This is a genomic window from Cryobacterium sp. MDB1-18-1 (assembly GCF_004402735.1).
Lineage (GTDB): Bacteria > Actinomycetota > Actinomycetes > Actinomycetales > Microbacteriaceae > Cryobacterium > Cryobacterium glucosi.
The window spans coordinates 69,643-83,496 of record NZ_SOFR01000055.1; the positions used below are offsets into that span (position 1 = coordinate 69,643).

General features: G+C 66.4%; 16 protein-coding genes. 6 read left to right on the plus strand and 10 right to left on the minus strand.

Features of this window, described 5'->3' with window-relative positions:
- Positions 1 to 75 precede the first annotated feature (75 nt).
- Complete coding sequence (locus tag E3O50_RS14240) at positions 76 to 1,470, minus strand: cation:dicarboxylase symporter family transporter (RefSeq protein ID WP_134559415.1); 1,395 nt, start codon at positions 1,468 to 1,470, stop codon at positions 76 to 78.
- Positions 1,471 to 1,604: 134 nt separating this feature from the next.
- Here E3O50_RS14240 and E3O50_RS14245 point away from each other — a divergent pair, with 134 nt between their 5' ends.
- A complete protein-coding gene (locus tag E3O50_RS14245) occupies positions 1,605 to 3,275 on the plus strand; it encodes a sensor histidine kinase (protein ID WP_134559417.1) in 1,671 nt (556 codons plus the stop codon).
- Positions 3,268 to 3,981, plus strand: coding sequence for a response regulator (locus E3O50_RS14250; protein ID WP_134447334.1), 714 nt, complete (start codon positions 3,268 to 3,270; stop codon positions 3,979 to 3,981). The genes E3O50_RS14245 and E3O50_RS14250 overlap by 8 nt, the downstream gene beginning before the upstream one ends.
- Before the next feature lie 3 nt (positions 3,982 to 3,984).
- Here the strand turns inward: E3O50_RS14250 and E3O50_RS14255 are convergent, their stop codons facing one another.
- Complete coding sequence (locus tag E3O50_RS14255; RefSeq protein ID WP_134447332.1) at positions 3,985 to 5,043, minus strand: YbhN family protein; 1,059 nt, start codon at positions 5,041 to 5,043, stop codon at positions 3,985 to 3,987.
- Between the two features lie 7 nt (positions 5,044 to 5,050).
- Positions 5,051 to 5,563, minus strand: coding sequence for a DinB family protein (locus E3O50_RS14260; protein ID WP_134559419.1), 513 nt, complete (start codon positions 5,561 to 5,563; stop codon positions 5,051 to 5,053).
- Between the two features lie 164 nt (positions 5,564 to 5,727).
- On the opposite strand from E3O50_RS14260, the gene E3O50_RS14265 reads away from it, so the two are divergent.
- Both E3O50_RS14265 and E3O50_RS14270 read left to right on the plus strand, forming a co-directional pair.
- Positions 5,728 to 6,900, plus strand: a complete 1,173-nt coding sequence (locus E3O50_RS14265; protein ID WP_134447328.1) for an AI-2E family transporter — start codon at positions 5,728 to 5,730, stop codon at positions 6,898 to 6,900.
- 9 nt (positions 6,901 to 6,909) lie between these two features.
- Positions 6,910 to 7,572: a GAP family protein gene (locus E3O50_RS14270; protein WP_134447326.1), complete on the plus strand. Its 663-nt coding sequence runs from the start codon at positions 6,910 to 6,912 to the stop codon at positions 7,570 to 7,572.
- A gap of 67 nt (positions 7,573 to 7,639) precedes the next feature.
- Here E3O50_RS14270 and E3O50_RS14275 read toward each other — a convergent pair whose 3' ends face one another.
- The 7 genes from E3O50_RS14275 to E3O50_RS14305 all read right to left on the minus strand — a co-directional run bounded on the left by E3O50_RS14275 (position 7,640) and on the right by E3O50_RS14305 (position 12,003).
- Positions 7,640 to 8,026: a DUF1622 domain-containing protein gene (locus E3O50_RS14275; RefSeq protein ID WP_134559490.1), complete on the minus strand. Its 387-nt coding sequence runs from the start codon at positions 8,024 to 8,026 to the stop codon at positions 7,640 to 7,642.
- A gap of 52 nt (positions 8,027 to 8,078) precedes the next feature.
- Positions 8,079 to 8,792: a GAF and ANTAR domain-containing protein gene (locus tag E3O50_RS14280; RefSeq protein ID WP_134447324.1), complete on the minus strand. Its 714-nt coding sequence runs from the start codon at positions 8,790 to 8,792 to the stop codon at positions 8,079 to 8,081.
- A complete protein-coding gene (locus E3O50_RS14285; protein WP_134447322.1) occupies positions 8,785 to 9,519 on the minus strand; it encodes a GAF and ANTAR domain-containing protein in 735 nt (244 codons plus the stop codon). Before E3O50_RS14285 ends, E3O50_RS14280 begins: the two co-directional genes overlap by 8 nt.
- 218 nt (positions 9,520 to 9,737) lie before the next feature.
- Positions 9,738 to 10,379, minus strand: a complete 642-nt coding sequence (locus E3O50_RS14290; protein WP_134559421.1) for a ScbR family autoregulator-binding transcription factor — start codon at positions 10,377 to 10,379, stop codon at positions 9,738 to 9,740.
- A gap of 69 nt (positions 10,380 to 10,448) precedes the next feature.
- A complete protein-coding gene (locus tag E3O50_RS14295) occupies positions 10,449 to 10,688 on the minus strand; it encodes a hypothetical protein (protein ID WP_134447318.1) in 240 nt (79 codons plus the stop codon).
- Between the two features lie 230 nt (positions 10,689 to 10,918).
- Complete coding sequence (locus E3O50_RS14300; RefSeq protein WP_134559423.1) at positions 10,919 to 11,338, minus strand: hypothetical protein; 420 nt, start codon at positions 11,336 to 11,338, stop codon at positions 10,919 to 10,921.
- Positions 11,339 to 11,496: 158 nt separating this feature from the next.
- On the minus strand, positions 11,497 to 12,003 hold the full coding sequence (locus E3O50_RS14305) for a hypothetical protein (RefSeq protein ID WP_134559425.1): 507 nt from the start codon (positions 12,001 to 12,003) through the stop codon (positions 11,497 to 11,499).
- 244 nt (positions 12,004 to 12,247) lie between these two features.
- Between E3O50_RS14305 and E3O50_RS14310 the strand changes: the two genes are divergently transcribed.
- Together E3O50_RS14310 and E3O50_RS19190 are read left to right on the plus strand one after the other, a co-directional pair.
- Entirely contained in the window at positions 12,248 to 13,357 is a 1,110-nt protein-coding gene (locus E3O50_RS14310; protein WP_166790989.1) for a DUF222 domain-containing protein, read from the plus strand.
- A complete protein-coding gene (locus E3O50_RS19190; RefSeq protein WP_166790988.1) occupies positions 13,347 to 13,697 on the plus strand; it encodes an HNH endonuclease signature motif containing protein in 351 nt (116 codons plus the stop codon). The genes E3O50_RS14310 and E3O50_RS19190 overlap by 11 nt, the downstream gene beginning before the upstream one ends.
- Positions 13,698 to 13,854 lie beyond the last annotated feature (157 nt).

Here is a 13,854-nt window from a genome sequence, read left to right on the forward strand (position 1 = left end):
AGAACACGGATGCGCGACGGCGAGCCCGCCCTCGAAGGGGGCGGGCCCGGCGCCGCGCACCAGGTGGGGCCTGGGTCAGTGCCTGGCGTCTTCGAGCACCGCAGACTGCGCAGCCCGTTCTGCCGCGACGGACCGCTCCGCGGGGGTGGGATCGATGGTGTGCGCCATCATCGTGGTCTCGTCGAACGGCTCCAGTCGGTCGAGGACCCGGTCGACCTGGGCCCTGTCGATCTCCCGGGTCCAGGAGCCGATCAGAACGGTGGCCACGGCATTGCCGGTGAAGTTCGTGAGTGCGCGGGCCTCCGACATGAACCGGTCGATGCCGACGATGAAGCCGACACCGCCGAGCAGCTGCGGGGCGTGGGCCTGCAGCCCCGCAGCGAGGGTCGCGAGGCCGGCACCTGACACACCGGCGGCTCCCTTCGACGCGATGATCATGAACACGAGCAGGCCGATCTGCTCGCCGAAGGCGAGGGGCTGGCCCATTGCTGTGGCGATGAAGAGGGAGGCCATGGTCAGGTAGATGGCGGTGCCGTCGAGGTTGAACGAGTACCCCGTCGGCACGGTGACGCCGACGACCGGCTTCGAGACACCGAGGTGCTCCATCTTGGCGATCAGCCGCGGCAGCGCCGCCTCAGACGACGACGTCGAGAAGATCAACAGGTATTCCCGGCCGAGGTAGCGCATCAGCTTGAAGATGCTCACGCCGGTGGAAATCTTCAGCAGCCCGCCGAGGATGACGACGATGAAGAGGATGCAGGTGAGGTAGAAGGCGCCCATCAGGGTGAAGAGACTGACCACGGCCTGGAAGCCTGTCGCGCCCACGACCGCCGCGATGGCGCCGAACGCGCCGATCGGAGCGAGCCACATCACCATGATCAGGATCCGGAAGACGAGGGCCTGCACGTTCGCGATCGCCTCGAGTATCGGTTTGCCCGCCCTGCCCATCTTCTGCAGGGCGAACCCGGCGATCAGTGCGACGAAGAGGGTCTGCAGGATGTTGCCGCTCGTCAACGACGAGAAGAGCGTCGTCGGGATGATGCCCAGGAAGAAGCCCTGCGAGTCCGCGGCGGCCGGCGGCACGTATGCCGCGGCCGCTTTCAGGTCGAGCCCTGCGCCGGGGTGGATCAGGTTCCCGACCAGCAGCCCGATTCCGAGTGCGAAGGTCGACATGACGAGGAAGTACCCGAGCGCCAGTCCGCCGATCCGTCCGACCGTCGCGGCCTTCGCGATCGAGCCGATGCCGATCACGATCGTGCAGAAGATGATCGGCGAGATCATCATCTTGATGAGTGCGATGAACACGTCGCCGAGCGGCTTGAGCGAGACGGCGAAGCCGTCCTTCCCGCCGAAAAGCAGGCCGACGGTGATGCCGAGCACGACGGCCACGACGACCGCGATGTACAGGTAGTGGGACGTGTCGATCCGTTTCGCCGGCCGGACCGGACGTGTGGCTCGCAGTGCTGCCATGAGAGACTCCTTTGTCTGGTGTTGTGCGTTTCAGAATGGTCGACGCGGCGCGTGGCGTCACGGTTGCGGTCATATTGTTCACGCGCGACGGGCATATGGTTTCATTCACATCGAGGTGAGAAGGGCGGCACGCCATGATCCGCGACTGGAGCATCGCGCGCCGGCTCTTCCTGGCCCATTCCGTCTTCATCGTCGCGCTCGCCGCCTCGGTCGGCACGGCACTGTTCATCGACGCTCGCGATCGCGGCTACGCCGAAACCGAGAGCCGGATGCTGTCGGTCGCGACGGCCATCGCGGAGAACCCGCTCGTCCTGGAGGCCAGCGGGGCCCCGGATCCGAGCGCGCTCCTGCAGCCATACGCGCTCAGCGTCACGCAGAAGGCGGGGCTCGACTTCATCACGATCATGGCGCCGGACCGAACCAGATGGACTCACCCCACCGAGTCTGAAATCGGGCGGCCGTACATCGGCACCATCGCGCCGGCCCTGGCGGGAACGCCGTTCACCGAGGTCACGACGGGAACCCTGGGCCCGTCCGTCCGCGCAGTCGTGCCCGTCGTCGATGCGCAGGGCGCCGTCCGCGCGCTCGTCGCTGCCGGGGTGAAGACCAGCAACCTGTCGATCGCCCTGACCGCCCGACTGCCCGCTGTCCTGGGCCTGGCACTCGCCCTCCTCGTGGCCGGCGCGATCGTCACGTCCCTGATCGGGCGCTACCTGCGCAGGGTCACCCTGGGCTGGGGACCGGAACAGCTCGCCCAGCTGTTCGTGTACTACGACTCCGTACTGCATTCCGTGCGGGAAGGCCTCGTCCTCGTTGATCTGAAGGGCGACCTCGTTCTCTACAACGACCAGGCCGCCGAGCTTCTCGGCATCCCGTCCCGACCGGCGAATCCGAGGGGCGGGGCCGCCGCCCCGACCCTCGGCGAGCTCGAGCTCCCGGCGGGACTCGGTGACCTGCTCCGCAGTGGCCGCCCCGTGCAGGATGAGATCCACCTCACCAGCACCCGGGTGCTCGTCGTCAGCCAGCAGCCCGCACTCGCGCCACCCGTGAGCGGCCGTGGGAAATCGACGCCGATGGGGTGGGTCGCCACGATCCGCGACCACACCGATCTGGAGTCCCTGGGCAGCGAGCTGCAGTCCATGCAGACCCTGTCCGATGCCTTGCGGGCCCAGACCCACGAGCATGCCAACCGGCTGCACACGATCGTCTCGCTGATGGAACTCGGCCGCACCGGAGACGCACTGGAATTCGCGACCAGGGACCTCGAACTCGGCCAGATGTTGACGGACGAGGTGGTCGCGTCGGTCGACGAGCCCGTGCTGAGCGCACTGCTGATGGGTAAGTTCGCCCAGGCCAGCGAGCTCGGCGTCGTCCTCGCCGTCGAGGCCACCGGCAGCCTGTCCGACACCGGGCTGCAGGCCAGGGACCTCGTCACGATCGTGGGCAACCTGATCGACAACGCCCTCGACGCGGCAATGGACGCCGCGGCGCCGCGGGAGGTCCACCTCTCCGTGCACAGCGGTGCGGCCTCCGTCGTCGTCGAAGTCGCCGACAGCGGCCATGGCGTCGATCCGGAGACGCTCGACGACGTGCTTCGCCGCGGCTTCAGCACCAAGGAACCCGGTGAGTTCGGGCGTGGGCTCGGCCTCGCACTGGTCCAACAGACCGTCAACCGCCTCGGCGGCACCCTGACCATCGGATTCCGGCGGGGCGCGGTCTTCACGGTCACGCTTCCCTGCCGGGCACCCTCAGCAGAGGTCGCCGGCGTGCGCCCCACCGGAGCGAGGGATCCGCACGATGCCTGACGCGGACATCCGCGTGCTCGTCGTCGAAGACGAGGCCATCGCGGCTGAAGCCCACGCGGTCTATCTCGGTCGCCTGGCAGGCTTCGTCCACGCCGGAACCGCGCGGGACGGACACTCCGCCCTGCGTTCGCTGGCAGAAGCCGAGTCCGCGGGCCGCCCGATCGACCTGGTCCTGATGGACATGACCCTCCCCGACCTCCACGGCCTCGACGTCAGCCGCCGGATGCGTTCGGCCGGGCTGATGACGGACATCATCGCGATCACGGCGGTGCGCGACCTGAAGATCGTGCGTGGCGCGGTGGCAGCAGGCATCGTCCAATACCTGATCAAGCCGTTCACCTACGCGACCTTCGCGCAGAAGCTCGGCCAGTACCGGGACTTCCGACTCCAGCTCGGCACCCAATCCCGGGTCACCAACCAGTCGGACGTCGACCTGGCATTCGCGAGCCTGCGCGCGCCCGCCGAGCTTCCCCGGCCGAAGGGACTCGCGGAAGGCACCCTCTCGGCCGTCGTCGACTTCCTCAAAGAGCACGAGTCCCCGGTCTCCTCGAGCGAGGTCACCGACGCACTCGGGATCTCCCGGGTGACGGCTCGCCGGTACCTCGAGTACCTCGCGGACACCGGAACCGTTCTGCGCTCTCCGCGCTACGGGACGCCTGGGCGTCCGGAGAACGAATATTCCTGGATGCGCATACCGCGCCCGTGACGCTCAGGGAGCGGCGGGACGCCGCCGGAGCACGCCGAGGCGCAGCGAAACGTAGGCGGCGAGACCGAGCGGGATCGGAAGCCAGAACTCGAGCACCCGCCAGCCGACAACGGCGAGCAGCGCCGTCGCGTGCGGAGTCCCGACCGCGACGAGGGCGGGCACGAGCACACCCTCGACGATACCGAGGCCTCCCGGGGTCAACGGCAGGAGCGCGAGGAGCCCGCCGAGCCCGTAGACCGCCAGCAGCGGGCCGATGGCAAGCGGATGCCCGAACGCGGCGAGCAGGACTCCGAGCGAAGCAGCGTCGAGAAGCCAGTTCGCGCCGGCGAGGCCGAGCGCGGCGGACATCCGCCGTCGGTCTGTGACGAGCTCGAGGACCTGCGCCGCCACGCTGCGAACGAAGACCTCGACCCGATCCTCGGAGACCAGCGGCACGCGCGCCGCCACCCGGCGCGATCCACGCACGACGAGCTCGGTCCGGCGGGTCAGGAACCAGACGCCGGCGCCCGTGCCGACCAGCAGGACCAGCACCACCGTCCCTGCCACGATGTACGTGCCCGTGACGACAAGGGTCGTGATCGACAACAGGATCCCGCCGGCGAACACGATCCCGAGCACGAGGTTCGAACCAGTGGTCTCGATGGTCGCCGTGGTGAGCGCAGCGCCGGATCGCACTCCGGCGCGGACGAGGAGCCGGAAGCGCACCGCGGCTGCCGTCGCTCCTCCGCCGGGCACCACGTGGTTCACCCCGAGGTCCGCGAGGTCGATCCGGAGGAGGGTGAAGTAGCCCGGCCGGACGGGTCCGAGCACCGCGGCGGTCAACGCGCTGAAGGAGAGCAGCGAGGACAGCTGGAGGGCAGCGGCCAGGAGAACGAGCGGCAGCGAAACGCTTTCCAGCGACGCGAGGGCTGCCTCAACGCCGGCGAACTGCGGCACGACGACGAACCAGACGATGACGAAGAGCAGGGCCGTCGACAGGAGTACCTTGAGCCACAGCGGCACGCGCGCGCGGGTCCCGGCAGGAGTTGCGCCGGCGGCGGGAGGAACGGCGCCCTGGCGCACGGCGGGGTCAGTCCCCGGAACGGACCGCCAGGCCCCGCACGAACGCGGCCTGGCCCGCGTGCTGCAGGTCGTCGGCCAGCACGCTCACCAACCGGGCTCCGAGGGTCACGGGCGGGTTCCACGAGGTGTCGACGATCCGGTCGAGGTCCTCGGGGGTCAGCGTCGGAAGATAGGCGAGGGTCCGGCTGTGCACGGCGTCGAAGTAACCGCAGAGCAGCTCGGCACTGGCCCGGACGCCGCCGACCTGTTCCGCGGTCTGGCCGTATCCGGTCTCGGAGTCGGAGAAGGGCAGGTCGAATTTCGCGGCCCAGCCGCCGCTGATCCAGACCTCGTCCTCGCCGAGAAGTTCGGAGACATGTCCGTCCTGCACCCGTGTCAGGTGCCAGACCAGCCAGGCGATCGAATTCGCCTCCGGGTCCGCCCGGTATTCGAGCAGGGCCGGTCCGGCCTGCCGCAACACCGAACGCACCACGCCGCCGACCCGGCCATAGGCCTCACTCAACAGCTCGCCTGACAGCATCCGTCTCCCCCGCTCTGGTTTGTTCCTCTCAGACTAGCTTCGAGGCGCCGAAGCGGAGAAACGCGGAAACGACGCTGGGCGCACGAAATGGGACTACGTTTCCCAATGAATCGTTGGCGGAGCCACTCGATGGACAACCCATCGAAGAGGATGGCGGGACAAGTATGAGCATCGTCGGACCCGACCCCACACCCCTGCCCCGGTATCCCCGCGGGACGCTGCTCCTGGTCGGCCTCGCAGCCGCCACGATCACGGCGATCGGGATGAGCAGCATCCGCGGCATTCTGGCGCCGGTCCTGCTCACTCTTGTGCTGTCCATCTGCGCTCATCCTGTCCGGGTACGCCTGGAGAAGCGCGGGGTGCCGCACGGCCTCGCGACCGGCTCGGTGATCCTCGTCGTCTTCGCGCTGCTGTCCGGCTTCTTCTATGTCGTCATCGTGGCCATCTCCCAGTTCGTCTCGATGCTGCCTGGCTATGCCGCGGAGATCCACGATCTCGGCGTCTCCCTTGGCGAGTTTCTCAACACGATCGGCATCGGCGACGCGCAGATCCAGGCGATGACGGAAGGCTTCACGCCCAGCAGGTTCGTCCCCTACCTCAGCGGTTTCCTCGGCAGCTTCTTCGGCATCGTCGGCTTCCTGGTCATCGTCCTGACCATGCTGATCCTGATGTCCTCGGACGCTTCCTATGCGCACACCATTCTCGGGCAGTTGAGCCAGCGCCGGCCGGGCCTCGTCGATGCCCTCAAGGTCTTCGCCGCGAACGTTCGCCGCTACATGATCGTCACGACCGTGCTCGGGTTGGTGCAGGGATTTCTCAACACCATCGCGCTGTGGATCCTCCAGGTGCCCGCCGCCCTGCTCTGGGGGCTCCTGGCTTTCCTCTGCAGTTTCATCCCCAACATCGGTTATTTCTTCGCCATCACCCCGCCCGTCGTGTTCGGCTATCTTGTCGGCGGCTGGCCGACCGTGATCGCCGTGATCATCGTCTACGGCGTGATCAACGGCGGCGTGCAGTCAATCATCCAGCCCAAGGCCGTCGGCAGCGCCGTCTCCCTCAACCAGACCATCACCTTCTTCTCCGTGCTGTTCTGGGCCGTCGTGATCGGGCCCATCGGCGCCATCCTCGCTATCCCCCTCACCCTGCTCGCCCGAACGTTCCTCGTCGACTCCGATCCCGACGTCGCGTGGGTCAGGCCGGCATTCGGCCCGACAGTCGAGACCCGACGTCTCCTGAAGGCGGCCGATGTCGCAGGCAAGAATGCGCGGAAAGCGAAGCCACCCTCATCTCCCCGCCCGACAGCCACGCAAGCGCCGGAGCCCGGGCACGAGGGGTGAGGCGCTCCCATGCTCGCCACAATCGGACGGCTGCTCCCGCTTGCACTCGCCGTCGCGCTCAGCACCACCCCGCTCCTCGTGACGGTGCTGCTGCTTCTGTCTCCGAAACAGCGCTGGTCGGCCCCCGCCTTCCTCGCGGGCTGGATCGTCGGGCTCATCGTCGTTACGGCCGTGTTCACGGCCACACTGACCTGGCTTCCCCCGGCCGACATGACTGCCCTCCAGCCGGCCATCGGCTGGACGGAGATCGTTCTCGGCGCCGTGCTGATCGGGTCCGGCGTGTGGAAACTCCTGCATCCGTCCCCTCCCCGGCTGGCCGAACCCGCCTGGCTCAACCGGATCGCGACCCTCGGGCCCGTGTCCTGCGCCGGGGTCGGACTTGTGCTCAATATCCGGCCGAAGGCCCTCGTTCTCGGCACTGCAGCGGGGCTCGCCCTCAGCGCGCACGCGCTCCCGCTTGCCGAATTGGTGATCTGCATCCTCGTCTACACGGTCATCGGGGTGTCCAGTGTCGCGGTCCCTGTGATCCTCACGCTGGCGTCCCCGCAGACGATGATCAAACCCCTCGTGGCGCTCAAGAAGCGCATCATCAATCCGTCCCAGACCGTCACGGTTGTCGTGGCCCTGATGCTCGGTGCCCTGATCCTGGGCGACGGCATGACCCGGGTCTGAAGCAGCCACGCCACCTGGTGTGGCGTGGCGTGCTCGTGACCCGACCGCCACGGGGCTACGGCGCAGGCTACTGAGCAGGCGGCTGCGGGGTGACCGGGGAGACGGGATCGACCCGCCAGCGTGACCACGGCCATACCCCGTCCATTTCGACTTCGAGCGAGAAGCTCAACACAACGCGGATCACGACGATCACGGCGAGGACGACGACGCTTTGGACGGTCGGTTCGACGAGGATGGTCCGGATGATGTCGGCCACGATCAGGACCTCGAGGCCGAGGAGGATGGCCCGGCCCAGGTCACGACGGAGGCCCACGTACGCCTGGGCACGGGTGGAGCTCCGCAGCACGCGCGGAAGGGCGACCGCGAAAGCCAGGGCCCCACCGAGCACCATGATGATTGCACCGGCAGCCTCGACGACCTGCACGCCGGCCGAAATGACCTGCTCGAAGTCCATGGACATCCCTCTCCTCGTGGTTCAGCGTGCAGACGGTCGGCGGGATGCCCGCTCAGATCACGAGTGTTTGTTCGACAAGACCTTGGGCGACGCTTGAGAGTAGCAGGCGGTTTGCCCGGGCATACGTCCTCAGCAGGGTGAACGCTTCCTCCATCGACACGCCTCGGGAGTGCGCAAGTACGCCCTTGGCCTGCTCAATGACCACCCGGGAGGTCAACGCGTTTGTCAGCTGTTCCCGGACCGACATGCTTTCCCGGAGCGTACGCTCCTGCAGGATTCCGATCGTGGCAACGTCGGCCAGCGCCTGGGAGGCCCGCACGTCCTGCTGGCGAAGTGCACCCGGAACATTCGACAGCAGGTTGAGGGCACCGATTGTCGTCTCCCGCAGCCGCAACGGTATGGCGAAGACCGCGGCAAAACCCTGCTCGCGTGCGCTGTCCCGAAAACGCTGCCACGCGGGCGGACTCTCCTCTACGTCCGTCAGGGATACGACGGCACCGGTGACAAAGCATTCCACGCAGGGGCCCGCCCGAGCGCTCAGTTGCATGACCTCGACAAGTCTGCTGGCCTCGCTCGTCGAAGCGACAACTTCCAATTCGCCATCGGCGTCGGCCAGAAGAATTCCAGCGGCCGCAATATCGAAGAGATCAGTGCAACTCTCGACCAGGGTCTGCAGGAGATCCACCACGTCGTAGTCGGCCACAAGCGTGTCGGCAAGGGTCGCGAACGTGTCGATTAAACGGTCCTCTCTCGTTCCATCAATCATGGGACCCTTCGATCTGGCTCTCGATTACCGCGAAACTCAATCGGCGGTCAATGATTTCTGCCGCAATCTCGGCCATTGACCGGCCAGCCGCAAAAGCATGGCCCTGCATGACGAGGAGGGCATCCGCGGCAGGAATTCTCAGTTGAGCCAGGACCATTCCGGTGGCTTGATGGATCTCGCGACGAGAGAATTTCTGGCGAGTGGCACTGTCGGTCTCGTTTTCGATCTCGGTGTGGGACAGTCTGATGGCTCGAGAGAGGACCAGACGACTGACCACGGTCGCAAGGCTCGAAATCTGCTGGACGCTCTGCGAGCTGAGGCGATAGGGGCGGTTGGTATACAGATCGATCGCACCGATGCGCAAAGGCCCCAGGATCAGGGGAAAAGCAAAGACCGCACCGAGGTCATCTGCAAGGATCGCTTCCGAAAAGGCCGGCCAGGTCCGGTTCGGCCGTTTGCGAATATCAGGCTCGAGGACCGGAGCCGCGGTCTGCAGTGCGTCCCAACAGGGGCCCTCGCCAAGATCGAATTGCAACTCGTCGAGACGAAACGACTGGGCGTCACTGGCCGAAATCGTTTCAGCGGCAAGAATATCGCCGAACGTCGAGACGGATGCCCCGTCCACGGGCAACGCCGCCAGGAGCGGCTCGTACAGACGCGCCTCCTGCCCGGTCAGGGCGTTCAGTGCATCCGCAGCCACGGCAAACAGATCAGGCATCGGGGTCATACCCGCGATTCTGGTCGCAACCACGATTCACTCCCGTCCGCTGCATGATCGCAACGTACTCCTCCGGCGTCGAAAAGGAATGCAGGCAGCGCTCGGGCTCTCTCCGCCACCGTCCCGGCCCCGACAACGGTGTGGGCGTGCGCACCGGGAATCGCTCTCGTGCGTTCCCCGGAGTGTGCTCGGGAGTGCAGTCGTCGTGTCGGTTCACGACTGAGACCTTATCGAATCGGGAATGCCGCTTCCAGCATCCACTCGATGGAATTCTGATTTTCGGGAGGCACGATTGCGGGCAAGAGAATCTCCCACATTTCCCGTACGCGTCGACGGAGGTCGGCACGTTCGGTGAAGACATCAGAAACCATCTGGACCCCCGTGAAAGCGGGAATGATGAAGTGCGCCAGCTTCTCGGCGTCGGTGCCTGCGCGGAGTTCGCCGGCCTCCGTGGCGGCCAGAGTCAGTGCCTCGAAGGTAGCAAGCCAATCTTCGTATGGTCGCGCCATCGACCGATCGAAAGTCGAGGTTTCGGTTGTGAGGCGGATGCCGGCACGGACGATGGGGTCGGTGGTCAATCGTCCGGCCAGATCGCTGCAGAGCCTGAGCATCGACTCAAGCGGCCCGGTTGTCGTGTCGAGTATCGCCGTCGCGGCAGCTGTCGCGATCTCGTGTTCCGCTTCGATCACGGCGAGGGCGACGTGCTCCTTGGACTGGAAATGAAAGTACAGCGCGCCCTTGGTCACTCCGGCGGCGGCCGTGATGTCCGAGAGCGTGGCCCCGCCGAAACCCTGGCGATAGAAGACGTCCGCAGCCCCCGCGATAATCTTCTCGCGAGTGAGTACGGCGCGCTCTTGTTTCACGGTCATGGTGCGCCTCCTGGCGATTCCGCATCGAACATGGACCCGACGGCACCTCTGCATCCCCGTCCGGCACCCTCACTCCGGCTCGATCAGCGCCTCTGGGTTGGGTTCCGATCTGAGCGCCGACCGAATCATCAGGACACCGATGGCCAACAACACCGAAATACCGAGAATCGGCCCCACTGCGTAGCCGAGCCAGAAGAGCGGCACGAATACGCAACCGGCGATGACGAGTGCTGTTGAAATGTCCACCAGCTGCGCGCGAGTTGATTGTTTCAAACTTCCCCCCAGATGTTTTTTCGGTGAGCGCGGCACCGGCCGAACGCGAGTTCGACTCCGTGCTCACCGACCCCCGACGGCACAGACGCCGGCGATGCGCCTTTCAGCGAACGCCGATGCCATCCAATAAAAAACCGGTTTCCCCGTTTGTTTGGTTCCCCTCGATGAGTGTATGCCATTGTGCGCAGCGACAGGGTGGTCTCACTCAAGAAAAGTGGCGACGTGGGCGAGGAACCGGGCGGCCTCAGGTACCGATGCAGGTGCCCTTACTGGTTACGCGACGCGGTCGCGGGTGATGTCGTTCCCAGCCGCATCGACGAGAAAGCGAACATCATCGCGATCAAGATGTTCGTGACCAGTGGAACCATCAGGCCCCCCGATTCCGGCCGACTGACAAAAGCGATAAGCACGTAGATCGCCTGGGAACCGAACAGGAGTGCAAACACGACACCGGATGTCCGGTGCGCCGTCATCTTCCACCACGGGCGCCTCTGTTCGACCGGTTCGTCCTCGGCGCGAAAGGTTCTCGCAGCAAAGACGACCAGGACCAGCGCGAGGACTGCTGCCGCGACGGACGCAACAGGCAGAGGGAGACCGATCGTCAGGGCCGACCCGAGAATGACGAGAACGCAACCGCTCGTCACGTAGGCGATTTTCGTTGACGTGCTCGTGATTCGAATTGCCATGGACATCCCCCTCGATGAAAAGACTGACTCGCGTAGACCTGGCTACCACATCTGCCGGACCCACCCCTGCGACCGATCAGGACGCGGTGCGTGGTGGCGCTTCTTGCACACCCGCGTGTCCGTGTTCCTGATTATGCCGCAGTGCGCTCAGCAGCCGATCACGGGACAGCGATCCGCGAGGCCCGGCCCGCGCGCGCCCGTCCGATCACCTTGTCCACTTCCACGAGCAGGAAGATGACGGCGGAAAGTCCCAGCGTGTACGCCCATTCGCGAACCCCGATCGGCGTCGAGCTGAACCAGAGGTTCATGAATGGCGTGCAGAGGGTGAGGCTCGACGCCCGGAGGCACCGGGAAGTGAACAGGAACGCGAGCCGGCTGAAGGTGGGCGTGGTCGCGGCCGTGGTCTGCGCTTTCGCGGTGGTGGACCCGATTCCCTGCTCGAGGAAGAACACCCCGACGGTCGCGGCCGTGATCAGGTTGACCCACAGGATCTGCGTCGGTTGGAGCGGCAGCGCGAATCCGAACAGCACGGCGAGCAGGAGCACCAGGGACTGGGCTGCGGTCGTGGGCAGGATGAAGACGATGGATTTCTGCAGGTTGTCGCGGATGCGACGGCCTTCGTGAACTGCACTCTGGATGGTGGCGAAGTTGTCGTCGGCGAGCACGATGCCTGCCGCTTCCTTCGTCGCTTCGTGCCCTTGATCCCCCTTGCCAGTCCGACGTCCGCTCGACGAAGCGCGGGCGCGTCGTCGACCCCGTCGCCGGTCATCGCGACCTCCTCCCGGTGTGGCTGGAGGGCCTTGGGGAGAAGTTGTCCACAGAAATCTTTTTTGACCAGGTATTCCACAGGTGGCTTGTGGGGTGGCGGATGCCCCGGGAATGTCGGTGGTGGTCCGTAGAGTGACCGGTATGACAGCTGAAGAACCCTCAACTATTCGTTCGGAAAGCACGGCGGAACCCCCGCCCGGGATCCCTCCCGACTCGTACCTCAACCCCCGGCATCTCAGCCTGGTGGAGCCGTCCCTGCCCGAGGTGTATGACGCGATCCGGGAGGCGGACCGGGAGATGAACCGGGCCGCCGCGAAGCGGGCCGCCGCGATCTATGCGGCGCAACGGGTCCTGGCGGATGTCGGCCGGGCCCGCGCGGACGCCGCAGAACGCGCCGGCGGGCCGCGCCCGCCGTGGTCGCCGGAAGAAGCCACGAAAGAGGAGTTCACCTGCGAGGTCGGCGCCCTGCTTCGGCTGCCCAGGCGCACGGCGGAGACCCTGATCGAAGCCAGCCGCACCCTCGCCGAAGACCTCCCCGTGACCCGGGAGGCCCTGGCCTCCGGGGTGATCAGTTACCGGCACGCCCAGGTGATCATGGAGCAGGCCTGGGGCATCCGCGTCGATGATGACCCGGAAGCGGCCGCGCGGGCCCGGGCCGTGTTCGAGGAGGTCCTCGTGCCCGACGCGGAAGTGCTGACCGTGGCGAAGCTCGCCGATCGGGCCCGAAGGGTGCGGGAACGCACCCACCCGGAGACCATCACCGCGAGGCACCAGAAAAGCGTCGAGGACCGGCACGTGGTGTTCCAGGCCCTCGACGACGGCATGGCCTCCCTGTATCTGACCGGGGACGCGGAGAAGGTGCAGGCCGCGTACCACCGCACCCTCGACACCGCGCTGACCCTGCAGGGCCCGGACGAGGTCCGCACCCTGACGCAGATCGCGGCGGACGTGCTCACCGATGTCCTGATCAGTGGGGTCACCCCGGACGGACTCGGTGCCGGGGTGGCCGCGCAGGTCAACGTGACCGTNCGTGACCGTTCCCGTGCTGACCCTGCTGGGGAAGAGCGAGGAGCCCGGGTATCTGGCCGGGTACGGGCCGATCGACCCCGACACCGCGAGGCGTCTCGCGGCCGGGGCGCCGAGCTTCACCCGGCTCCTCACCCACCCGGAAACCGGCGTCGTGCTCTCGATGGGACGCGACACCTACAAACCACCCGCCGCGCTCAAGAAATGGCTCGAGGTGCGCGATGAAACCTGCACCTTCCCGGGCCGCCGGCGCTCCGCCAAACGATCAGACCTCGACCACAGTGTGGAGTGGCAGCACGGCGGGGAGACCGACGCGATGAACCTCGCCCACCTCTGCCCGTATCACCACGCGGTGAAGAGCTACACCCGGTGGTCGCCGAAACACCTCGGCGACGGTCGCATCGAATGGACCTCCCCGGCCGGGTACAGCTACATCGTCGAACCCTCCGCCGATATGAGACCACCCCGGAAACCGAAACCCGCACCGAAACCACCAGCCCCGATCGTTGACGTCTGGAACCTCGACCCCACACCCGAAGACCCCGACGACCCGACACCCTTCTAGAGCGCAGGGCGTTGCCCGGCAGGAAGTATTGCTCGTGGCGTGCGGTCGTGAGCCTCAAAGTCATGGTCGAATCTGGCGGACCTGCACATGTCGCAGACATGGCTGGATCTCGATGCAACAAAAAAGGGCCCCGTTCGTGAGAACGGAACCCTTCGCT

Excerpts from the sequence above, each read along its gene's own strand:
- E3O50_RS14240 (WP_134559415.1), bottom strand. The coding sequence starts at position 1,470 with ATGGCAGCACTGCGAGCCACACGTCCGGTCCGGCCGGCGAAACGGATC.
- E3O50_RS14245 (WP_134559417.1), top strand. The coding sequence starts at position 1,605 with ATGATCCGCGACTGGAGCATCGCGCGCCGGCTCTTCCTGGCCCATTCC.
- E3O50_RS14250 (WP_134447334.1), top strand. The coding sequence starts at position 3,268 with ATGCCTGACGCGGACATCCGCGTGCTCGTCGTCGAAGACGAGGCCATC.
- E3O50_RS14260 (WP_134559419.1), bottom strand. The coding sequence starts at position 5,563 with ATGCTGTCAGGCGAGCTGTTGAGTGAGGCCTATGGCCGGGTCGGCGGC.
- E3O50_RS14265 (WP_134447328.1), top strand. The coding sequence starts at position 5,728 with ATGAGCATCGTCGGACCCGACCCCACACCCCTGCCCCGGTATCCCCGC.
- E3O50_RS14270 (WP_134447326.1), top strand. The coding sequence starts at position 6,910 with ATGCTCGCCACAATCGGACGGCTGCTCCCGCTTGCACTCGCCGTCGCG.
- E3O50_RS14275 (WP_134559490.1), bottom strand. The coding sequence starts at position 8,026 with ATGGACTTCGAGCAGGTCATTTCGGCCGGCGTGCAGGTCGTCGAGGCT.
- E3O50_RS14280 (WP_134447324.1), bottom strand. The coding sequence starts at position 8,792 with ATGATTGATGGAACGAGAGAGGACCGTTTAATCGACACGTTCGCGACC.
- E3O50_RS14285 (WP_134447322.1), bottom strand. The coding sequence starts at position 9,519 with ATGACCCCGATGCCTGATCTGTTTGCCGTGGCTGCGGATGCACTGAAC.
- E3O50_RS14290 (WP_134559421.1), bottom strand. The coding sequence starts at position 10,379 with ATGACCGTGAAACAAGAGCGCGCCGTACTCACTCGCGAGAAGATTATC.
- E3O50_RS14300 (WP_134559423.1), bottom strand. The coding sequence starts at position 11,338 with ATGGCAATTCGAATCACGAGCACGTCAACGAAAATCGCCTACGTGACG.